At 40.8% G+C, this 20,290-nt stretch carries 21 protein-coding genes and 2 pseudogenes; 15 read left to right on the top strand and 8 right to left on the bottom strand.

Annotation, left to right across the window (positions count from 1 at the left end):
• Positions 1 to 11: 11 nt before the first annotated feature.
• Together FN960_RS15075 and FN960_RS15070 are read left to right on the top strand one after the other, a co-directional pair.
• A complete protein-coding gene (locus tag FN960_RS15075; protein WP_143849656.1) occupies positions 12 to 377 on the top strand; it encodes a hypothetical protein in 366 nt (121 codons plus the stop codon).
• 182 nt (positions 378 to 559) lie between these two features.
• Positions 560 to 1,734 (top strand): annotated as a pseudogene (locus FN960_RS15070) (IS256 family transposase).
• A 477-nt stretch (positions 1,735 to 2,211) separates the two neighbouring features.
• Here FN960_RS15070 and FN960_RS15065 read toward each other — a convergent pair.
• Positions 2,212 to 3,252 carry a nuclease-related domain-containing protein gene (locus FN960_RS15065; protein ID WP_143849654.1) on the bottom strand — a complete coding sequence of 347 codons (1,041 nt, stop codon included), beginning with the start codon at positions 3,250 to 3,252 and terminating at the stop codon, positions 2,212 to 2,214.
• Positions 3,253 to 3,395: 143 nt separating this feature from the next.
• On the opposite strand from FN960_RS15065, the gene FN960_RS15060 reads away from it, so the two are divergent.
• The 5 genes and pseudogenes from FN960_RS15060 to FN960_RS15040 all read left to right on the top strand — a co-directional run bounded on the left by FN960_RS15060 (position 3,396) and on the right by FN960_RS15040 (position 8,319).
• Complete coding sequence (locus tag FN960_RS15060) at positions 3,396 to 4,079, top strand: response regulator transcription factor (RefSeq protein ID WP_143849652.1); 684 nt, start codon at positions 3,396 to 3,398, stop codon at positions 4,077 to 4,079.
• Positions 4,076 to 5,539: a sensor histidine kinase gene (locus FN960_RS15055; protein ID WP_143849650.1), complete on the top strand. Its 1,464-nt coding sequence runs from the start codon at positions 4,076 to 4,078 to the stop codon at positions 5,537 to 5,539. Before FN960_RS15060 ends, FN960_RS15055 begins: the two co-directional genes overlap by 4 nt.
• Before the next feature lie 112 nt (positions 5,540 to 5,651).
• Entirely contained in the window at positions 5,652 to 6,611 is a 960-nt protein-coding gene (gene yhaM, locus FN960_RS15050) for a 3'-5' exoribonuclease YhaM (protein WP_143849648.1), read from the top strand.
• A 66-nt stretch (positions 6,612 to 6,677) separates the two neighbouring features.
• Entirely contained in the window at positions 6,678 to 6,950 is a 273-nt protein-coding gene (locus tag FN960_RS15045; RefSeq protein ID WP_143849647.1) for a sporulation YhaL family protein, read from the top strand.
• Positions 6,951 to 7,215: 265 nt separating this feature from the next.
• Positions 7,216 to 8,319, top strand: a pseudogene (locus FN960_RS15040) (oxalate decarboxylase family bicupin).
• Positions 8,320 to 8,394: 75 nt separating this feature from the next.
• Here FN960_RS15040 and FN960_RS15035 read toward each other — a convergent pair.
• Complete coding sequence (locus FN960_RS15035) at positions 8,395 to 9,327, bottom strand: peptidylprolyl isomerase (RefSeq protein ID WP_143849645.1); 933 nt, start codon at positions 9,325 to 9,327, stop codon at positions 8,395 to 8,397.
• A gap of 267 nt (positions 9,328 to 9,594) precedes the next feature.
• Here FN960_RS15035 and FN960_RS15030 point away from each other — a divergent pair, with 267 nt between their 5' ends.
• Entirely contained in the window at positions 9,595 to 9,681 is an 87-nt protein-coding gene (locus FN960_RS15030; RefSeq protein WP_143849711.1) for a YjcZ family sporulation protein, read from the top strand.
• 35 nt (positions 9,682 to 9,716) lie between these two features.
• On the opposite strand, the gene FN960_RS15025 is transcribed toward FN960_RS15030, so the two are convergent.
• Positions 9,717 to 9,908: a hypothetical protein gene (locus FN960_RS15025; protein ID WP_438799890.1), complete on the bottom strand. Its 192-nt coding sequence runs from the start codon at positions 9,906 to 9,908 to the stop codon at positions 9,717 to 9,719.
• A 169-nt stretch (positions 9,909 to 10,077) separates the two neighbouring features.
• Between FN960_RS15025 and FN960_RS15020 the strand changes: the two genes are divergently transcribed.
• A complete protein-coding gene (locus FN960_RS15020) occupies positions 10,078 to 10,665 on the top strand; it encodes a YpmS family protein (RefSeq protein ID WP_185971054.1) in 588 nt (195 codons plus the stop codon).
• 91 nt (positions 10,666 to 10,756) lie between these two features.
• Here FN960_RS15020 and FN960_RS15015 read toward each other — a convergent pair whose 3' ends face one another.
• Positions 10,757 to 11,353, bottom strand: a complete 597-nt coding sequence (locus FN960_RS15015; protein ID WP_143849643.1) for an HTH-type transcriptional regulator Hpr — start codon at positions 11,351 to 11,353, stop codon at positions 10,757 to 10,759.
• Positions 11,354 to 11,491: 138 nt separating this feature from the next.
• A complete protein-coding gene (locus tag FN960_RS15010; RefSeq protein ID WP_143849642.1) occupies positions 11,492 to 11,848 on the bottom strand; it encodes a YtxH domain-containing protein in 357 nt (118 codons plus the stop codon).
• A gap of 72 nt (positions 11,849 to 11,920) precedes the next feature.
• On the opposite strand from FN960_RS15010, the gene FN960_RS22870 reads away from it, so the two are divergent.
• Positions 11,921 to 12,082 (top strand): hypothetical protein, encoded by a 162-nt coding sequence (locus FN960_RS22870; protein WP_185971053.1) that lies wholly within the window; start codon positions 11,921 to 11,923, stop codon positions 12,080 to 12,082.
• Here FN960_RS22870 and serC read toward each other — a convergent pair.
• Both serC and FN960_RS15000 read right to left on the bottom strand, forming a co-directional pair.
• Complete coding sequence (gene serC, locus FN960_RS15005) at positions 12,079 to 13,164, bottom strand: 3-phosphoserine/phosphohydroxythreonine transaminase (protein ID WP_143849640.1); 1,086 nt, start codon at positions 13,162 to 13,164, stop codon at positions 12,079 to 12,081. The genes FN960_RS22870 and serC overlap by 4 nt on opposite strands.
• A 74-nt stretch (positions 13,165 to 13,238) precedes the next feature.
• A complete protein-coding gene (locus FN960_RS15000; RefSeq protein ID WP_143849638.1) occupies positions 13,239 to 13,670 on the bottom strand; it encodes an HIT family protein in 432 nt (143 codons plus the stop codon).
• Positions 13,671 to 13,824: 154 nt separating this feature from the next.
• Here FN960_RS15000 and FN960_RS14995 point away from each other — a divergent pair, with 154 nt between their 5' ends.
• The 5 genes from FN960_RS14995 to FN960_RS14975 all read left to right on the top strand — a co-directional run bounded on the left by FN960_RS14995 (position 13,825) and on the right by FN960_RS14975 (position 19,040).
• Positions 13,825 to 14,250 carry a PCYCGC motif-containing (lipo)protein gene (locus FN960_RS14995; RefSeq protein WP_143849636.1) on the top strand — a complete coding sequence of 142 codons (426 nt, stop codon included), beginning with the start codon at positions 13,825 to 13,827 and terminating at the stop codon, positions 14,248 to 14,250.
• A gap of 607 nt (positions 14,251 to 14,857) precedes the next feature.
• On the top strand, positions 14,858 to 15,601 hold the full coding sequence (locus FN960_RS14990) for an ABC transporter ATP-binding protein (protein ID WP_143849709.1): 744 nt from the start codon (positions 14,858 to 14,860) through the stop codon (positions 15,599 to 15,601).
• Entirely contained in the window at positions 15,598 to 16,812 is a 1,215-nt protein-coding gene (locus FN960_RS14985; RefSeq protein ID WP_143849634.1) for an ABC transporter permease, read from the top strand. The genes FN960_RS14990 and FN960_RS14985 overlap by 4 nt, the downstream gene beginning before the upstream one ends.
• A 19-nt stretch (positions 16,813 to 16,831) precedes the next feature.
• Positions 16,832 to 17,566: an EcsC family protein gene (locus FN960_RS14980; protein ID WP_260682030.1), complete on the top strand. Its 735-nt coding sequence runs from the start codon at positions 16,832 to 16,834 to the stop codon at positions 17,564 to 17,566.
• Between the two features lie 124 nt (positions 17,567 to 17,690).
• Positions 17,691 to 19,040, top strand: coding sequence for a GntP family permease (locus tag FN960_RS14975; RefSeq protein ID WP_143849630.1), 1,350 nt, complete (start codon positions 17,691 to 17,693; stop codon positions 19,038 to 19,040).
• A 358-nt stretch (positions 19,041 to 19,398) separates the two neighbouring features.
• Here FN960_RS14975 and FN960_RS14970 read toward each other — a convergent pair whose 3' ends face one another.
• Positions 19,399 to 20,124: a cytochrome c biogenesis CcdA family protein gene (locus FN960_RS14970; RefSeq protein ID WP_143849628.1), complete on the bottom strand. Its 726-nt coding sequence runs from the start codon at positions 20,122 to 20,124 to the stop codon at positions 19,399 to 19,401.
• Between the last annotated feature and the right edge of the window lie 166 nt (positions 20,125 to 20,290).

Genomic DNA, 20,290 nt, shown 5'->3' with positions numbered 1-20,290 from the left:
AGGCGATCTTGGTGGAACAACAACAAGCCGCATATGCTCAGCAAATGAAAGAAATGTGCGAACAATACACAAATCAAGCAGTTACCATGCAAGCAAACGGAATGAATTATGAAGGCGTAATCGAATCAGTCGATGACAACCATGTTTACTTAATGGTACCCGTTGATGAACAAGGTCAATTAATGAGCATGTATGAAGTCATGGCAGGAATGAATCAAGGAAATGAACAAATGATGTCTCAAGGACAAAGCCGCTACGGCTACCCGTACCAGCCGTACTACCCAGGCTATTACCCTTACTATCCGCGACCTCGCCCATACGGATGGAGACGATTCTTTTTCCCACTTGTTGCCTTAACCGCATTGGCCGTACTATAGATTGTTGGAGAAGCTCCCGGTAGTGGGAGCTTTTTTGATTTTGGGAGCGGGGGATACGGGTGTGAGGGGGGAGGAGGAGACGGAGGACCGGGTTAAGTCCATATAATTGTGTAAAAAGAATAAGCCATCATCATTCCGACCACACTGTTTTTACCTCTAAAAACCTGTGAAGGAGAATGATGATGACTCAAGTTCAGTTTAACCTAAATATGGATGATTTAAAAGAATCTGTCGTGAATTCTAATATTGATACGGTGATGAAATCAATGATTGTCTTGGTTTTAAATGAGTATATGGAGAAAGAACGGGATGATTTCTTAGATGTTCCTCATTATCAACGTTCTACTCAGCGAAACGATTATCGAAATGGCTATTACGAGCGCGATATGATGTTTAAAGTGGGGAGAGTCACCCTTCGTGTTCCACGAACTAGAAGTGGCGAATTCTCTCCTTCAGTCTTTGAGAAATATCAACGTTGCGACCAATCCTTTATGCTTACGATGCTAGAAATGGTGGTGAATGGAGTCTCCACTAGGAAGGTTAAACACGTTGTTCAAGAGCTCTGTGGCGAAACGATTTCTCACGCTTTCGTCTCCACATTGACAAAAAATTGGACCCGATTGTCCGTGAATGGGCTGAACGTCCCTTGAACACAGAATATTACCCTTACATCTTCGTTGATGCCATGTATATTAAGGTGCGAGAGCACCATAAAGTTGTGCCTAAAGCCGTCTATATGGCGACGGCGATCACTGAAAACCATCATCGAGAGGTCCTAGGGATGAAGGTGAGCCATGAGGAAAGTTATGAAGCCTGGAAAGAATTTTTTGAACAGTTAAAAGGACGAGGATTACAATCCCCCCAGTTAATCATTTCAGACGCTCATGCTGGTTTGAAAAAAGCGATACAAAAAGAATTCATCGGCACAGCGTGGCAGCGTTGTACGGTTCATTTTAAGAAAAACGTCATTCAATCTATGCCTAGAAAGGGGATAGAGGAAACCAAACAAGATTTAAAACGCATTTTTGAAGCTGTTACACCTGAAGATGCTCGTCGGTTTAAAGAGGAATTCATATCAAAATATGAAGAGAATCCAAAGGTCACAAAAGCCATTGAGAAGTTAGACGAAGGCTTTGATGATACCATCCAATATATGAATGAGCCTTCCAATTACCATGTATTTTTACGAAGCACCAATTCAATCGAACGATTGAATCAAGAGATCAGAAGAAGAGAGCGTGTGATCCGAATTTTTCCTAATACGCAATCGGCCTTCCGTCTTTTAGGAGCCGTTCTAATGGACCATGCGGAAGCCATGAAACAGAAACGATTGATTTTCAAAAGAAGAGGAGAATAAGCAACCCGAGCGGCGCCGGTTTTTTCGGTGGGGGAAGGGCCCTTCCCCCACCAAAAAACCAACTGTCTCCCTTTATGAAAGGTAATACATGTGGAAGGGTTTTTACACATAATTATAGGCTTGACTGAAAGAGAGTGCGGTATCGGGAAAGAGAGGGTGATATCGGGAAAGAGAGGGTGATATCGGGAAAGAGAGGGTGATATCGGGAAAGAGGGGGCGATATCGGGAAAGAGAGTGCGATATCGGGAAAGAGGGGGCGATATCGGGAAAGAGAGACGGATATCGGGAAAGAGAGGGTGATATCGGGAAAGAGATGACGATATCGGGAAAGAGAGGGTGATATCGGGAAAGAGGGGACGATATCGGGAAAGGGGGAGCGATATCGGGAAAGAGGGGGCGATATCGGGAAAGAGAGAGCGATATCGGGAAAGAGGAGGCGATATCGGGAAAAAATCTGATATCACAAGAACTTCCCAATCAATCATAATTTTTTGCTTCAAAGGGGATGGGTATGTGGTACTTGCGTCCTTTGTTTTGGCCTGTGGTTTTTAATTTTAATTTTCTCATGAGATATTTAATCATATTTTCATTTGAAATTTGAAGAAAGTCTTGAGCTTGCAGATTAGTAATGGTGGGCTGGAAAAGTAATGCATAATCTTGTAATGTGAAGATGTGAGCGACTTTTGAGATGTTGTTGCAATGAGCGCATTTCCAATTTTGTATTCGTGGTTCTCGATGCATGGCTATCTGGTTACACTGGGGACAATGCACACCTTTCTTAATGACCTTATTGAGATTAAAGCTCGTAAGGTTGTTCGATAAATCGGGTTGGTGATTGTTATTTAGAAGAGTAGCTATTTCTTGTATTTGCTTCAACGTTAAATACTTTTGTTTTCCTTTTTGTACATAGCTTTCTACTTGGGTGGGAATCGCTTCTGCATGAATAATTTTGGGGGAGAGAGTTTGTTGTGATGATCGTGAGCGTAAGATGGTAAGTGGTGAGCTGAAAACTACAAATGTATGAATGGGTAGAGAGGGTAAGCCGTGTGAAATGAGGTGAGAGTGTAAATGTGATCGTTGTCTTGAAACTTGCAACAATGGATTAGCTATACGTTCTTCTTTTTCATTAAGGACTCGAGTTACTTGATGTGAATATTCATCAAAGTAAAGAGTTCCTTGATAGTTTTTGATTTCTAAAATAATTAATCCTTGAGGAGTAAGGAGCAAGGTATCTAATTGAAAGTAACCATTCCGCTCTGAATGGAGTCTAAGGTCATGCATTATACTTACTTGGTTTGGTGGAAGCATTGATAAATAAAAATCAATAGAACATTCACCTTGATAGCCTAATTTTCTTTTAGTGTAATCTGCTACTACTTTATCTGGAGTGTGACTAGACCTTCTTATAAATGCTTCGAGTCTAAGCAATTGATTAGGAACACTTCTTTTTTTGACAATGATTTTTAAAACCTCCTTCCACCCTCTACTTCCCCGCCAATCATCAAATTTCTGCCTCATTCGGACGTTTCATGTAAATCTTGTGAATAATTTCGTAAAAGATGGTTGAAACTCGCGATAGGTTAGTAAATCAGTTAAAATAGGTAGATATAGCTATTATTTAATGCAATCAGTCACTGTTTTTTGAAAAAGGAGGACTAATAATGGAACAATATTTAGTATATCTGGTTGAGGATGAGGACAACTTATCTGCAGTTTTAAAAGCATATTTAGAGAAAGAAAATTGGAATGTGAAGGTATTTAATGATGGGAATGAGGCGCTGGAAGCGATTGAGGACAAGCCTCATTTATGGATTTTAGATATTATGCTTCCGGGAACGGATGGGTATCAGCTGTTAAAGGCGATTAAGGAAACAGAGGATCGTCCAGTTATCTTTATTTCGGCACGGGATCAGGATTTAGATCGGGTGCTGGGTCTTGAGATGGGTAGTGATGACTATTTATCGAAGCCTTTCCTCCCGCAGGAACTTATCATTCGGGCGAAAAAAATTCTGAATCGGGTCTACGGGACGTCGACACAGGAGCAGAAAAAAATTGAACTGAATCAATATATTATTGATCCAATTGGAAGAACAGTAACGGACTCACTGGCACAAGGAGAGGAAGTTGTTGATCTTACAACTAAAGAAATGGATCTTATCCTGTTATTAACGGGAGACATTGGCAAAGCCTTCTCTCGTGAGAAAATCATTGAGTACGTGTGGGGCGAAAATTACTTCGGTTCAGAGCGTGCGGTTGATGATGTGGTCAGACGTGTTCGTAAAAAAATGAATCGCATTCACCTTGAAACATTGTATGGCTATGGGTACAGGATCCTCTCCTCATGATTAAAGTTAATCTAACACAGCGGATCTGGCTCGCTTTTATTTCACTTATCCTGCTGGTTGGACTATCTATTATGATTGTCTATCCGTTATCGATTAAAGGGACGCTAACAGAGGAAACGTATCGTATGATTGAACAAGCACAATTAGTTACGATGCCTGGCTTAGTCCCACCAACGAATCAATATGATTTTCTTGAGCTACAAAATCAAACTCGAGCGGTCAGTCATTTTATCTATCCACGTTATTTGGCTGGAGACACTACATCGGCCACGCAGTTTCAAATATATCAGGATATGGTGGCTAATAATGAAGATGCCTCTTCTTTGCCGCCGTTTGAAATCTATGAAGAAATGATTACCAATGCGTTAAGCCAAGAGCCACCAAGAGGTAGGTATGAAATCCAATTTGGCGATGCTACCATTTTTTATGTAGTCTTAGAAGGAGAACTTGATGGCATAGAACCAGCTTATGTCATCTCTTACACATGGGACAGCTATCGGAATTCAATGGTAGACCGGCTTTGGGAGAGGTTATTATACTTGTTAATGCTTACAAGTGTTTTGGCTCTACTGCCGGCGATTTGGTTAAAGTACTATCTGCAGCAGCCTCTTAACATTTTGGGAAATCATCTTGACCAAATTGCAAACCGTGATTGGCAGGAACCGCTCCAGCTTGAAGGAGATGAGGATTTTAAACGACTCTCCAATCAGTTTGAGCGAATGAGATCCAACTTAAACAGCTATGACCGGGCGCAAAAAACGTTTATCCAACATACGTCACATGAGCTTAAAACACCGATTATGGTCATTAAAAGCTACGCTCAGTCTGTAAAGGATGGCATTATGCCTAAGGAAAGCCTTGAGCAAACAATGGACGTGATTACCGAAGAAGCAAACCGGATGGAAAAGCGTGTCATTGAAATGCTCTACTTTACCAAGCTTGAGCAAATGAAAAAAGATCAGCTGAATCGAAGTACCTTTGCCTTTGGTACATTGGCGTATCAAATTGAAGAGCGTTTCCGTTATCAACGAGACAATGTGAAGATTCATGTTCTATCTCCAGAGGTTGAAATTTCAGGGGATGTAGATCAGCTTGAAGTGTTGCTAGAGAACCTCGTTGAGAACGCTTTGCGTTATGCTACGGATTCGATCTGGATTTCAGCAGAATCAGTAAATGGTACGATTTATTTACGTGTTGAAAACAATGGAGATCCCATTGACTCAGACGAATTAAAAGAACTATTTAAGCCTTTTTATAAAGGAAATAAAGGGAAATTTGGTCTTGGTTTAGCTATTGTTAAACAAATTGCCGAACTCCATCACGGATCACCACGTGTCGAAAACACAGAGCATGGGGTTCGTTTTACAGTGAGTTTCCCTACTTTAGAACAGCTAAAGCTGGAAGAGCAAATACAAAAGACAAAGAAACGCGACCGTAAAAAGGAAGGACCAAAAGAATAGTCATTACCGGAGTGTCTAATCAAAAGAGGCTCCGGCTTTTTCATTTTCCCTTGATAGATACAAAGTTTCATATGGTATACTGAGCATGATGACTAGTTAAAGAGGTGACAGGATGAGCAAAGGAATTCGTAATTATCAGGTCGGAGAAAAGGTGGAAAGTTATTTCTTAATTAAAACTGCAACAAAAAGCATTGCAAGCAATAGTAAGCCTTTTTTGACATTAATCTTAAGTGATAAGACGGGGGATATTGAAACAAAGCTCTGGGGCGCCTCTCCTGAAGATGAAGCTTCCTTTTGTAGTAAGGCATTAATATATGTACAAGGGGACTTAATTGATTATCGCGGACGCAATCAACTAAAAATATCAAGCATTCGTCCAGTTTCTGCATTAGATAATGTGAAGATCACAGACTTTGTTCGCTCAGCACCCATATCAGCAGAGGATATGCTTGAAGAAATTACTCAATACATTTTTGAAATGAAAAACCCTAATATTCAACGTATAACGAGGCATTTATTGAAAAAGTATCAACAAGAGTTTCTAGAGTCACCAGCAGCCACACGAAACCATCATGAGTTCGTATCTGGATTGGCCTATCATGTCGTGTCGATGCTCAGATTAGCGAAAAATCTTTCAGAGCTTTACCCGTCACTAGATACGGATTTGCTCTACGCGGGAGTAATTCTACATGACTTAGGAAAGGTTCGTGAGCTTTCAGGACCTATTGATACTAGCTATACTATTGAAGGAAAGCTACTTGGGCATATCTCTATCGTCTCAAATGAAATTGATGCGGCTAGTAAAGAATTGAAAATCGAGGGCGAGGAGGTAACCGTTCTTCAGCATATGGTGCTGAGTCATCATGGAAAGGGAGAGTGGGGAAGTCCAAAGGCTCCAGTTATAAGAGAGGCAGAGGTCCTTCATCTTATTGATAATGTGGATGCAAAAATCAATATGATGGACCGTGCCCTTGATCGAGTCATGCCAGGTGATTTTTCTGAACGTGTCATGCCACTTGAAAATCGCAGCTTTTATAAGCCCGCGTTTCAAGAGCCTCCAATTGAAATGTAAGCTTGTTCTAAAATGCTAGATTCGTTCATAGCATAGAGCAAGTAGACAAGCGGGAGGAGAAATAATATGAGCGACCAGATTAAACAAAGGTTGGCAATTGCTTTCTTAGCTGTGTTGGTACTTGTATTTGTTGTTACACAAACGAGTCTGTTATCCTTTTTTGCACAAGAACCATGGTGGGTCTATGCTGTTATCTTAGGCATTCTTATAAGTGGATACCTCAGTTTAAAGTATTTGCTTGAGGACAAGCGTCAAGAGCAGGCCTGGATTGAGCAAGAAGGGCATGTTTTTATGGAAAGACTGGAAGAAGCAAAGTTAAAAAAAGAACAAAAGCAATAAGAGCTTGGAGCATTAGTGTTCCAAAGAGCCGAACCAATGTGTTGGTTAAACACGATGGTTCGGCTTTTTTATAGTTTCAGCATTAGTAATGTAGTGGCTCCAGTGATTTAAAGTATAATGCTTAGCAGGTTTAAATACTTATGTCTAATGGCGAGATTATCATGATATGAGGTGAGTGAACTTGGATCAGGAGAAGAAGAGATCAATTCCCCAGCCCATTCGAAGCGACGGAGCGGGGGGAGTAGACAGAGGCCCAAGAGACGTTATGCGAGACATTCAGAATCCTAACATGCTAGTGCCACCCATTACAGATAATGGCCTGCTTCCTAATTTACGCTTTTCCTTTTCTGATACGCATATGCAACTCAATCACGGCGGTTGGTAAAGGGAGATAACGGTAAGGGATCTTCCCGTCGCAAAAACACTTGCTGGGGTCAATATGAGCTTGACGCCTGGTGGAGTAAGGGAGCTTCATTGGCACCAACAGGCTGAGTGGTCTTATATGCTTGTTGGGCAGGCAAGAATTACTGCGGTTGATCAAGAAGGCCGGAATTTTATTGCGGATCTTGGACCTGGTGACTTATGGTATTTTCCACCTGGTATCCCGCATTCGATCCAAGGGCTGGAGGACGGTTGTGAATTTCTACTTGTATTTGATGACGGACAGTTCTCAGACCTAAATACATTATCCATTTCGGATTGGTTTGCTCATACGCCAAAAGAAGTACTTTCAGCGAACTTTGGAGTTCCTGAAAGTGCTTTTGATCAGATTCCTTCTGAGCAGGTATACATTTATGAGGACCGTGTGCCGGGTTCTCTTGAATCACAGGCTATAGACTCTCCTTATGGATCAGTGCCTTTATCCTTTACACACAGGCTACTAGCTCAACCCCCTATAAAAACACCAGGTGGTAGCGTTCGAATTGTAGACTCATCTAACTTCCCGATTTCAAAAACGGTTGCTGCGGCTCTAGTAGAAATTGAACCGGGTGGTATGCGAGAAATGCATTGGCATCCAAACAATGATGAGTGGCAGTATTATCTCACCGGAAAAGGAAGGATGACTGTATTTTCTGGGGATGGGGCAGCAAGAACATTTGATTTCCGGGCTGGGGATGTGGGCTATGTACCCTTTGCATGTGGGCATTACATTCAAAATACGGGAACAGAGTCGCTCTGGTTTTTAGAAATTTTTAAAAGTGATACATTCCAGGATGTTTCATTGAACCAATGGATGGCACTAACACCTAAAGAGCTTGTAGCAAGTAATGTCTTTGTAGGTGCTGAACTTATGGATGCTTTAAGAAAGGAAAAATGGCCAGTGGTGAGATACCCGGGATTCTCTTACGATGCGCATTCAGATGGATAGAGTGGATAACATAACACATCAAAAAAACGAACCGGATCATAGCTGACCGGTTCGTTCTGGTTGTATCACTCATCTTTAACCTTGTGCTTCTTCTTCTTCCTCATCATTAGTCTCTTGATACGGAGCAAGTAAATCCTCGTACTCGGAGTCTTCAATTTGGATATCAGAAGCTTGTACTAGCTCACTAAATACTTGAGTTGGTGTTTTTGATTTTTGTTGGATTAGCGTCTCTTCAATCTCATCCGCATAGTCTTCATAAGAATCACGGATGTCTGTGACTTGGATGATGTGGAACCCATAAGTGGATTCAACAGGCTCACTAATTTCATCAATCTCCATGGAGAAGGCTACCTCTGAAAATTCAGGAACCATTGTATCTTCAGTAAAATAATCAAGATCGCCACCATTTACAGCTGTTCCTGGATCAATGGAATGCTCTTCAGCGAGCTCAGCAAAGTCTGCTCCATCATCTAGTTGAGCTTTAAGGTCCTCTGCAGTCTCAAGATCTTCAACAAGGATATGACGCGCTCGAATGTCATTCGGGTACGCATCTTCGTTTTCTTCGTAAAAAGCTTCTTTCTCTTCTTCTGTAACCTCAATGCCCTCTTCAGTAAGAGCAACAATTGTAAGCTGAGGCAAAATATAATCTTCAATTAATTCGTCTCTTGAGTCTAAATCAATTTGCCCCTGTGTGCTTTCTCTTAATTGATTAAACAACTCTTCATCAGATTCAACGCCATAATTGGCTTTTAACTCATCTATGTCTTCTTCAATCTCTTCGTCAGTAAAGTCAAAGTCTTCGCTTTTATCTTTCAGTAGCTGTAGCTGGATCATTGACAGAAGTGTTTGATCTCCAGCCTGTTCCTTCAGTGACTCTACAAACTCACCTTCTGTAATATCTGTACCATTAATTGTAACGACAGCATCCTCTGGTGCAGCTTCGTTGTTACATGCTGAAACGACAGCAAAACAAGCGACTCCTGCAAGAGCAATCATAACCTTTTTCAAATGTGTTCACTCCTCAATGTTGTTCTTACGTACGTTTTAAGCATATGGAACGCCTGTCCAACACAGCATTTTCCATTAACACAACCATAACTATATCATATTTTGATGACGAATAGAAATGAATTCCAAGAAAAGTCGATTGTGCAAAAGAGGCGTTTGCCCAGTACAAAATAGTCAATAGCGCATAGTATAAATCAACAAAGCGCATGAATCCATTCACAATATGAGTTCTTGTTGCTTTTGACATGATTAAAGGAGGCGTTATCTATGAGTTCTGGATATAATAATGGTTTCGCGTTAATTGTTGTACTATTTATTCTGTTGGTAATAATCGGGGCTTCTTGGGTTTACTAATGTAAAAAAAGGCGGGAGCTTACTCCCGCCTTTTTTTAAGTGAAAAACAGCTTTACATATGTGGATGTCAGAAGAATCGTTAGACATATATTTGTAAAGCGAAAGACTCTCGCCTGTTTTTCGTCTGGAATCTCTCTTCTTGAACAGAATGCATCTGTCATCGAATTAATGATATAAAGAATAAAGATTGCAAACATAATAATAAAGAGGTACATATTGAGGACCATAGTTCTGCCTCCTGTTAACCATATATTATCTTAAACTTTATCAAATTATTTAACAAAAAGATAGAAAAACACATCAATTTCTTGTTACACTTGTTTCTTTTAGTGAAATGACTATCTCTTTACACTCGATATTCCTCCACTTTAAGATATAGTAGAGAGGGTGATGTGTATGAATGAGAAACGGAATTATTGGAAAGTAGCATTTATTAGTTTAGTAGCTGTATGTGTATGTCTAATTATTGCTTTCATCTTAATGGTACGAGTGTATTTGCCTGAAGCCGAGCCATCCCATTATACACCTCAGCCAGCAGGTGGGGAGCAAGCATTGCTTCACATCAATTCTAGTCGTGAACAATTAAATCAATTAATCGCAGAAGCATCATTGGATGTAGAAGAGGAGACTCCCTATACAGTAGAGGTCTTAGCAAATGGTATAGAATTTCGCTCGACCTTTCCTATACTCGGCCAATCTGTGCCGATTACCGTTCAATTTATACCAGAGGTAGCTGAGAACGGTGATTTGTTACTAGAAGCGGAAAGCTTTTCATTTGGTCTTTTTAATATTCCGTCTGAGCAAGCAATGCAGTTAATGAGTAATGTTGCAGATTTGCCTGACTGGATAATTATTCATCCATCAGAGTCATTAATTGAAGTGAACATAAGTGAAGCAAGATTTAATGATCGTTATTCATTTAGAATCCAGCAGTTTGATCTGGAAAACGATCAGATCGACATTGAAATGTTTGTGAATGATTAAGTATAAAAAACAAAAACAAAGCTCGACATCCATTCTGTTAAATGGGTGTCGAGCTATTGAAGTTTGTGGAAAAGATTTTTGTGAGATAATGCTAGGAAGATTTCGGAATATCGTTAGGATCGTCAAATTCTGATTTTTTTATTGATAAAAATCCCTCATCCTCATCTATGGAATCCTCAAATTTCATAAGAGAGGATTCGAATCGATCAACAAAGTCGTTCCCGTATATGTGGCGTACAATGCTAATCAGTTCTGAGAACTCAGGGAACTTCCCATATAGTTCACGGATGGGCAACGCGCCACCATATACACTATATGTATTTTCATCGTAGCTGCGGAACGTCTCAAGTAACAAGCTACGACCCTCAGGTGTTAAATAGATGTAAGTATTCCTCTTGTCGTTTTCCCTCTTTGAAAAAGAGAGCAACCCTCTTGCCTCTAATTTCTTAGAGAAGTTAAACGCAGTAGAGACGTGCATCACGCCAAAGTTTGCAATGTCTGTAATCGATGCTCCGTCTAATTGATAAGCAATCCAAAGAATATGATGCTCATTTAGGTTTAAATTAAAGGGCTTGATCCATGCCTGCCAATCTTTTTCAACAGATTTCCAAAGTGCTTTACTCAATTGAGCAAGTCGATGGCTAAACATCACCGATTGCTTTAAGGAGTGCGGCGTCTGGTGTTCCATATTATCTCCTCCGTCCATTTACCTTCCAAAAACTACAGAATATTCTCTCTCTGAAAATTATTTTTGTATACTTTTATTATGACAAGAAATGGTTAAGAAATAAAGTACTAATTTTCCGAATATACGAAAATTCTTCTCTTAATCCTTTTTAGTCAGCTTCTGCAGCTCTTCTACATTTTTTTGAACGCCTTCAATTTCCGTCTTAATACGCTCAATAGAAGGGGCGGTTTCTTTTTGCCATTCTTCAAAAGAGGCTTTTAATTCAGTACTCGCGGTTTTCAGTACATCTCCTCCAAGCTTGGCCGTTTCTACTGCCTGATTTTTAATTTCAATTCCTTCTTTTGAAAGTTGGTTGGCCGATTGCTTGAAGGATTGAAGTGTATTCTGACAGCTATTTCTTAATTCACGGCCAGATGTAGGAGCTGTGAGAAGCACAGCCACCCCTGAAATAATTGTTCCTGCTACTAAACCAAAACTTATTGATTTCATATTCATCTAAAAACAGCTCCTTCATAAATTAGTCATTTCATCGTACAACCTGCATATATCTGAGAAGAGGTGTTGAAAATGGTAGATGGGTTTGTCATGCTGTTAATCGCTATTACACTCATTTGTGGATATTGTGTGCTTCAGGCAGAAGCGGTGCGTAAACACCGGCCAGCCTTCATTGCACATATCGTTACTGCTTTGATTTGTCTTACTCTTGCCGGGATCATACTCTTACGTTAATGGGATTGTTTAAACTCAATCATAAGTTCACGTAAGGCGGCGCAAGCATCTAAGGGAACCGCATTATAGATCGACGCTCGACATCCGCCAATTGAACGATGTCCATTTAATCCAACAAAACCACGTTCCTTTGCAAGTCTAAGGAAAGATTGACTTAGCTCCTCATTTGGTAACGTGAACGTTACATTCATCAGTGAGCGACTCTTTGTTTCTGCATGCCCTTTATAAAAACCATCACTTTGATCAATGGTGTCATATAGTAATGCAGCTTTTTCGGCGTTAACAGCTGCTATTGACTCAACTCCTCCAATGGATTCTACCCATTCCAAAACTTTCCCCAAAAGGTAAATGCTAAACGTAGGAGGGGTGTTGTAAAGGGAGTCATTCTGAGAAAACGTGCTATAACGAAGCATGGTTGGCACTTTTTCAGTATCCGCTTCATTAATCAGTTTTTTGTCGATTATAGCCACTGTTACGCCAGAGGGCCCTAGATTCTTTTGAGCACCTGCGTAAATTAATCCAAACGAAGAGACATCAATTTTTCTTGAAAGAATGTCACTGGACATATCTGCAATTAGAGGAGCATGATGAATCTGAGGAAATGCTTTCCACTGGGTTCCATAAATCGTGTTGTTGGAGGTAATGTGAACATACGCGTCCTGATCTGTAAACATGATTTCAGATGGGTCAGGTATGGTAGAGTAATGACTTTCTTTTGCAGAAGCCGCAATATTGGTTTGGCCAATAATTGAGGCTTCTTTTAATGCTTTCTCTGACCAAGAACCTGTTAGTACGTATTGTCCAACCTTATTTTTAGGTAAGAAATTGTAAGCAAGCATAGAAAATTGAAGGCTTGCCCCACCTTGTATAAATAAAATGTCATGCGTGTCTGGTATATCAAGTAATGTTTTTAATAACTGTTTTGCATGCTGATGAACCTGATCATAATCAGAGCTGCGATGGCTTAACTCCATGACAGACATTCCTGTTTGATTAAAGTTCAGAAGTTCCTTTTCTGCTGCTTCAAGTGCTGGTTTTGGAAGTGCGGCTGGACCGGCATTAAAATTATAAACTGAACTCACTTAGATTCTCCCCTTTACCACTTTAGTGCATGTCAATATCTCTATCCTACCATATCAGTTCATAAAGCGGTATGTTAGTGTGAACTGGAAAGAGATGAAATAAGCTGAGTCTGCATTTGTTCAAGCTTTTCCTCTGTATATTCAGCTCCATGTTCCACCCATTTCGCCTGGTATCCGTCTGCTTGATCGTAACGTGGAATTAAATGTACATGATAATGGAATACGGTTTGTCCAGCAGCCTCTCCATTATTATTAACTAAATTTAAACCTGCAGGAGAAAAGGTTTTGTTTAGAGCGGTGGCAACCTTTTGCACGGTTTTGAAGACGTGACTTACTTCAGATTCCGGCAACTCGAACAAATTTTTATGGTGGTGTTTAGGAACAACCAGAGTATGTCCCTTAGTCACTTGACTAATATCAAAGAAGGCGTACGTATGCTCGTCCTCATAAATCTTTTTTGATGGAATATCTCCGGAAATAATGCTGCAAAATACACATGAAGTCATGTTTGTTTTCCCCCTTTTAGGATTAATAGCTTTGTCAATTAGCTTACTCTCTGAGGGGATGTTTTTCAATGAATATTCGCCAGATTGTCAGAAGTGAACAGGACAGCCTGTGTTATAATTTGGGTGATGAGGGAGAGGAAATGGAGTGGAGTGCATGAAAAGACTCGTCTTAATAGGAGTCGTTTTGCTTTTTTTGGCAGGATGTCAAGATCAAAGTGGTGAAAATGCTGGAAATGAAGATGTGTATGAAGAAACAGCATCCACAGAAATTTTACCTGATTTTTTGGAATATTACCCTGATAATATAGCAAATTTATATCAAGGCATCCCAGAATTTAAAGAAGTGCTGGAAGAATTGCCAAGCTACGATTCAAATGGAAATGTCGGTCAATTAGATAATCTGTATCAATCCTTTATCTACGAAGAGGAAGAAGACGGAGCAATCGTTTGGAATGATCACGGAGCTCGCTGCAACCCATGTATTGATTCCGCCGCCTACAGCATCGAAGCCTCACAAAACGGCAAATCAATCGAAGAGATCCGTGAAACAGTCATACGACAATATGGAGACGGTAGCTAAGTGAGTATAGTTTTTTAAAAGGAGTACCGAGGGGTGCTTCTTTTTTGTGGTTGCATGTTGGCGGGCAGAGTGTCTCAATTCTAATAATAGGGATAAATGCTAATTTATATATGAACAATGATGATTGAATATAATGTACAGTTCTGAATGGGCGGGAGGCCCACGAAAGCGGCGATAGGAGAAGAGGAATCGGCGGGAGGCTCACGAAAGCGGCGGGAGGAGAAGAGGAATCGGCGGGAAGGCCACGAAAGCGGCGGGAGGAGAAGAGGAATCGGCGGGAGACTCACGAAAGCGGCGGTAAAAAGAACTCAATCCCGATATCGTCCCCTCAATCCCGATAAAAGAATCTCAATCCCGATATCTGCATCTAAATCCCGATAAAAGGAACTCAGTCCCGATATCTGCACCTGAATCCCGATAAAAGGAACTCAATCCCGATAAAAGAATCTCAATCCCGATACCAGCACCACCCCCTCTATAAGAAATCAAATTCGTCAAAAATCCAAAGCAATCGCACTTTATTCAATAAAACTATACTAGAACAAGCTGTTACTGGTTTTTCCTAACTCAGATTTGGTAAGATAGGTGTATAAGGAGTGGAGCGATGATGTCAGAGCTATTAAAGATCACGGGATTAACCGGTGGATACCACCCAAAAAAACCAGTTCTTCATGATGTGAACCTTTCAGTTAACAAACAAGAAATTGTAGGACTTATAGGATTAAACGGCGCCGGAAAGAGTACAACAATTAAACATATTCTGGGGCTGCTTCAACCACAGCAGGGTGAAATTACGATTGATGGTATTGCTTTTAAAGACGATGCCAATCAGTATAGAAGGTCCTATGCGTACATACCTGAAACGCCTGTGTTATATGATGAGCTCACATTATGGGAGCACTTAGAGCTGACAAGTGTAGCCTATGGACTCGATCCAAAGCTTTTTGAGGAGAGAGCGGAGAGTTTGTTAAAAGAATTTAAAATGACAAAAATGAAAAAATGGTACCCGTCCCATTTTTCAAAGGGCATGCGTCAAAAGGTCATGATTATGAGTGCATTTTTGATTCAGCCGCCCGTATATATAGTAGATGAGCCAATCGTTGGATTGGACCCACTGGGCATCCAATCCTTTCTCAACTTTATCTCAGATATGAAGAAGCGTGGCTCGGCGATTTTGATGTCGACACATATTCTTGCTACTGCAGAGCGCTACTGTGATCGTTTTGTGATTTTGCATCATGGTCAAAAGGTACTTGAGGGCACCTTAGAAGAGATGCAATTGCATATTGGTAAGCCTGGAGCTACCCTGGACGACATTTATATTGAAATGACTCAGGATGAGCAGCCATGAATGCATTAAACTTATGGCAGGATCGAGTTCAAACCTATTGGCGGGAAGCAGGTCGTTATTTAAAGCTGATCGGGAATAGTGGCTTCTTATTTACGGTTTATTTTTTATTTATCGTAGGCAGCTATTATTACCAGCAAATTCTTGAGCAGCTACCGGAGCAGTTTCCGACAGTGGAATTGTTCACAGTTGTGTTTTTATTTATCGTGACACGAAGTAGAGTGAGGACGTTTGTGAAACAGGCCGATGTTGTCTTCCTTCTACCGTATGAAGGGAAAATGGGAGATTATTTCCGCTCGGCTATTCGTTACTCTTTCTTTGTGCAAAGCTTTATCTTGGCACTGTGTATGCTTCTTCTCGGACCTTTATTCGTACTGCGAATTGGGACCGGCGGCGTATTTTGGAGCGCCCTAGCTGTGCTTATCATTGCAAAGCTTTGGAACGTCCTTTCAAGCTGGGAGGAACAACGCCTGCAAAGTAAGCAGGAGCGAATTTCTCATATGCTATTAAGAGGGCTTATTAATGCAGTGTTATTGTACCTGCTATTTTCTCAGGCCGGTTTTGTTTACATTGGGGCGTTAATCGTCTTGATGTTTGGGCTATATGCCCTTTACTGGAGAAAGCTTGGCCAAACGTACTCATTAAAATGGGATCATCTTATTCAAGTAGAAGAAAGCATGGTCATGTTTTTCTATCGAATTGCCAATGCTTTTACGGATGTGCCACAATTGCGAAACCAAGTTCGAGAACGCACGTATCTAAGTTGGTTGATTCCGTTACTAACGGGAAAAAATAAATCGGTTTACACATTTTTAATGAGCCGTTCCTTTGTGCGTGCCAATGACTATTTGGGGATTTATGTACGACTGGTTTTAGTTAGTGCGTTTATTCTGTATATCCTGCCTACTGGATGGATTCAAATTGCTGTATTACTTGTATTTATGCATATGGTGATGATGCAGCTTTCGACGATTTGGTTCCACTATGACATGAATATGTGGGTGGATATTTATCCATCTGAACCAAACGGAAGAGAGAAGGCACTTACACAGCTTAGTCTTAAGCTAATGGCTTTTGCGGCAGTTCTTCAGTCGGCGATCCTATTTATATTTGGAGATCCAATCATTGCAAGCTTTGGGCTGGCAGCCGGTTTGGTATTTGCCTATTTAGGAAGTACATCCCTCATTCACAAAAGGAAGAAACAAGCGGTTTAGCAAAAGGGAGTGAGTTACGATCGTATCCAGATATGAACAAGAAGCAAAGGAAGAAATGCTCAGATGGAAACGTAAGCTTGGAAAAAGTCAGTCGATGACAGGTCGTTACGCAAAGAAATGGCAAAAGAAAATGAATACCTTTATACCCGAAAAGGTTCATGCCGTTGTCACGACCAGTGTACGTCATATGGTGCAAGCCACACTCGCGGGCTCAGAATACGTCTCAAAAAAAGAGCTTGATTTAACAACAAGCTTTGAAGAACGGGAAGAAGAAGTGCAAAAGCTTTTCAAAACCTACAAAAACACAGCCATTGCTGAGGGTATTGGCACCGGGGCTGGAGGAGTATTGCTTGGAATGGCAGACTTCCCTCTGTTGCTTAGTATTAAGATGAAGTTTCTTTTTGACACAGCCATTACTTACGGCTATGACTGTCGAGATTTTCAGGAGCGACTTTTTTTATTAACCATCTTTCAGCTAGCTTTCTCAGAGGGAGACGAAAGAGCCAAGCTATTAGAACGAGTCGAAAATTGGGAAGAATATGCGAGTCAGTTGCCTACCGACCCAGAGGATCCATTAGCTATGGACTGGAAAGCATTTCAGTTAAGCTATCGTGATTTTATTGATCTTCCAAAAATGCTTCAGCTAATCCCGGGATTTGGCGCAATTGTTGGTGGAGCTGTTAATAATCACTTGCTTGACTTATTGCAAACGACGGCAATGAACAGCTATCGTATGCGAATGATTGAACACTAAGAGATTGAACAGAGAGACAGGTGTGGAGCCTGTCTTTTTTGTTTGCCTTGAAGAGAGAGTGATTGAATTCAATAATATTTGCTATAATGTAAGCGCTATAGTTATTTGAGAGGAGCATAAGTCTATGTATTTACTATTTATCATTCTAGCAAGTGTACTTATCATTATTATTGCAACGACTAAGTTTAAAGTTCATCCATTTCTTTCCCTTCTACTTGGTACTCTTTTTGTTGGATTTGCCTCAGGTATGCCGTTTTCAGAGCTTATTCAAAGCATAAATGATGGGTTTGGTGGATTAATGACTAGTATTGGTCTAGTCATTGTCTTTGGGACAATTATCGGAGTTATTTTAGAAAAAGCAGGTGCTGCCTATCGAATGGCAGAGGTTGTGTTAAGAATCGTAGGACCAAAGCGACCACAGCTAGCCATGAGTATCATCGGATTTATTGTCTCGATTCCGGTGTTTTGTGACTCTGGCTTTATTATTCTCTCGAGTTTGCGAAAAGCATTAGCTAAACGGGCAAAGGTTACGATGGCTTCCATGTCCGTTGCATTAGCTACAGGCTTATATGCCACTCACACCCTCGTACCGCCAACACCGGGCCCTATTGCAGCGGCTGGTAATATTGGTGCAGATACTTATTTGGGTACGGTTATCTTAATTGGTTTAATTGTTGCCGTGCCTGCTACAGTCGTCGGGTATTTATGGGCAATAAAGATGGCTTCAAACATTACTGTGGAGGAAGATAATGACGGTGAGGAATATGACTATGACCAAGTTGTGGCCTCGTTTGGAAAAATGCCATCAGCCTTTGCCGCATTTTTGCCCATCGTTCTACCTATTGTCCTTATTGGAATAGGGTCAACCCTCTCATTAGTTGGAACGGATAATGGGCTGGCCTCCTTTTTAATGTTTCTTGGAAATCCAATGATTGCTTTACTTGTTGGCATCATTGTGGCTCTACCTTTGCTGCCAAAATATGATGAAGAAACGTTAACAAACTGGATGGGAAAAGGGCTTGTGGACGCTGCGCCTATTTTACTTATTACGGGTGTAGGTGGGGCTTTTGGAACGGTCATTCGTAACTCGGGTGTCGAAGAGCTTATTCAAGATATAGAACTGGCTGGTCTATTTACAGGTGCGCTATTTTTACTCGTACCATTTTTAATCGCCGCAGCATTAAAAACGGCCCAAGGCTCCTCTACAACCTCATTAGTCATCACCTCTTCACTTGTTGCTCCATTACTTCCAGTCATGGGAATTGAAGGCGCTATACCTCTCGCATTAGTGGTTATGGCGATTGGAGCAGGGGCAATGACCGTTAGTCACGTGAATGATAGCTACTTTTGGGTTGTGACTCAATTTACAGGCATGGATGTATCAGATGCCTACAAAGCACAAACAATGGCAACACTCCTGCAAGGGACGACCACCATTCTAGTGGCTATCCTTCTTTGGGTAGTGTTGGTATAACGAGTGAAAAGTGGTAAGTAGCGAAGTATATCGCTTGCATGAACATGGGAGAATCAGAGGTCACCTGAGTATCGGTTCTTCGCTGTCGCTCCCGAAAATAGGGGCATGCTTACCGCGGGAAAGAAGGTAATGAGCTAACTCGACTGCGTCGATTTATCTCAATGAACCTTTTCATCGAGGTCACTGAAACTTTATAAGACTGAGAATTTACTTCAATTGTTTAAGTCATACTGCTAGGGTTCTCCTGTAGCGGCGCTAGTAAGCTCATTCTTAAAATTTCATTTTTGTTACAATAAAAAAGCTGAACAATGACTGGAAATACTCCAGCATTCTTCAGCTTTTAATATTTCGCAATGGTTCAAAACGAAAAAAACGGAACAAATCTCGCGAAGTAAGCAGATAATATTCTGAACTGACCGGTAAAGAGCATAATGCCAAGAATGATCATTAAAATGCCACTTACTCGTTGAATGAGTGGTAACCAGCGATTAATAGTCTTCAGCTTAGACAATGACTTCGACCAGAAAAACGCAACCAATAGGAAAGGAACACCAAGCCCGGCCGAATAAATAAACAATAGTAGAATGCCGGATGACATCGTTGCGGAATTGCTCGCTAGAATAAGAATGGAGCTTAAAACGAGTCCAATACAAGGCATCCAGCCCGCTCCAAATAGGAAGCCAATAAGCAGGGAGTTTGAGAAGCTCGCTGTTTTTTTCGGTTTGATCGGTAATTTTTTTTCAGTAATTAAAGAGCGTAATGAAATGATACCGGCCATCTGTAATCCAAACAAAACAATAAAAATGCCGCCAATCTGTTCAATTAACTGACGATTATTTGCAAAGATTTGACCTAGATAAGTTGAAGACGCTCCCATTAAAACAAAAATAATCGTAAACCCCAAGATAAATCCTAAGCTTCTAGTAAGAATCAGGCGGCGATCCGCTTGGATTTCTCCTTCAGAAATCGTTGAGCCTGTTAATTGGGCTAAATACGCGGGCACTAACGGAAAGATACATGGAGAGAGAAACGAAACCATTCCAGCAAAAAAAGCCAGCCATATTGATATCTCCATATGAGCCATTCTAAATCACTCCTTGATGACTACAAACATCACTTTATATACATATTCTATGTAAGACATGCTCTTCTAGTATAACGAACTTTTCCGTTTGTAACTATGACAAAATGAAGGCGACTTTAAATTAGGGTCTGAGAAAAGAATCGGTCTACAGACTGAGAAAGAACCA

It is taken from the genome of Alkalicoccobacillus porphyridii, assembly GCF_007293315.1.
Lineage (GTDB): Bacteria > Bacillota > Bacilli > Bacillales > Bacillaceae_D > Alkalicoccobacillus > Alkalicoccobacillus porphyridii.
This window is presented reverse-complemented; position numbering and strand designations above follow the sequence as displayed.

Bases quoted from the DNA above. Each gene is read 5' to 3' on its own strand.
- FN960_RS15065 (WP_143849654.1), bottom strand. From the start codon at position 3,252: ATGAGGCAGAAATTTGATGATTGGCGGGGAAGTAGAGGGTGGAAGGAG.
- FN960_RS15060 (WP_143849652.1), top strand. From the start codon at position 3,396: ATGGAACAATATTTAGTATATCTGGTTGAGGATGAGGACAACTTATCT.
- FN960_RS15055 (WP_143849650.1), top strand. From the start codon at position 4,076: ATGATTAAAGTTAATCTAACACAGCGGATCTGGCTCGCTTTTATTTCA.
- yhaM (WP_143849648.1), top strand. From the start codon at position 5,652: ATGAGCAAAGGAATTCGTAATTATCAGGTCGGAGAAAAGGTGGAAAGT.
- FN960_RS15045 (WP_143849647.1), top strand. From the start codon at position 6,678: ATGAGCGACCAGATTAAACAAAGGTTGGCAATTGCTTTCTTAGCTGTG.
- FN960_RS15030 (WP_143849711.1), top strand. From the start codon at position 9,595: ATGAGTTCTGGATATAATAATGGTTTCGCGTTAATTGTTGTACTATTT.
- FN960_RS15025 (WP_438799890.1), bottom strand. From the start codon at position 9,908: ATGGTCCTCAATATGTACCTCTTTATTATTATGTTTGCAATCTTTATT.
- FN960_RS15020 (WP_185971054.1), top strand. From the start codon at position 10,078: ATGAATGAGAAACGGAATTATTGGAAAGTAGCATTTATTAGTTTAGTA.
- FN960_RS15015 (WP_143849643.1), bottom strand. From the start codon at position 11,353: ATGGAACACCAGACGCCGCACTCCTTAAAGCAATCGGTGATGTTTAGC.
- FN960_RS15010 (WP_143849642.1), bottom strand. From the start codon at position 11,848: ATGAATATGAAATCAATAAGTTTTGGTTTAGTAGCAGGAACAATTATT.
- FN960_RS22870 (WP_185971053.1), top strand. From the start codon at position 11,921: ATGGTAGATGGGTTTGTCATGCTGTTAATCGCTATTACACTCATTTGT.
- FN960_RS15000 (WP_143849638.1), bottom strand. From the start codon at position 13,670: ATGACTTCATGTGTATTTTGCAGCATTATTTCCGGAGATATTCCATCA.
- FN960_RS14995 (WP_143849636.1), top strand. From the start codon at position 13,825: ATGAAAAGACTCGTCTTAATAGGAGTCGTTTTGCTTTTTTTGGCAGGA.
- FN960_RS14990 (WP_143849709.1), top strand. From the start codon at position 14,858: ATGTCAGAGCTATTAAAGATCACGGGATTAACCGGTGGATACCACCCA.
- FN960_RS14985 (WP_143849634.1), top strand. From the start codon at position 15,598: ATGAATGCATTAAACTTATGGCAGGATCGAGTTCAAACCTATTGGCGG.
- FN960_RS14975 (WP_143849630.1), top strand. From the start codon at position 17,691: ATGTATTTACTATTTATCATTCTAGCAAGTGTACTTATCATTATTATT.
- FN960_RS14970 (WP_143849628.1), bottom strand. From the start codon at position 20,124: ATGGCTCATATGGAGATATCAATATGGCTGGCTTTTTTTGCTGGAATG.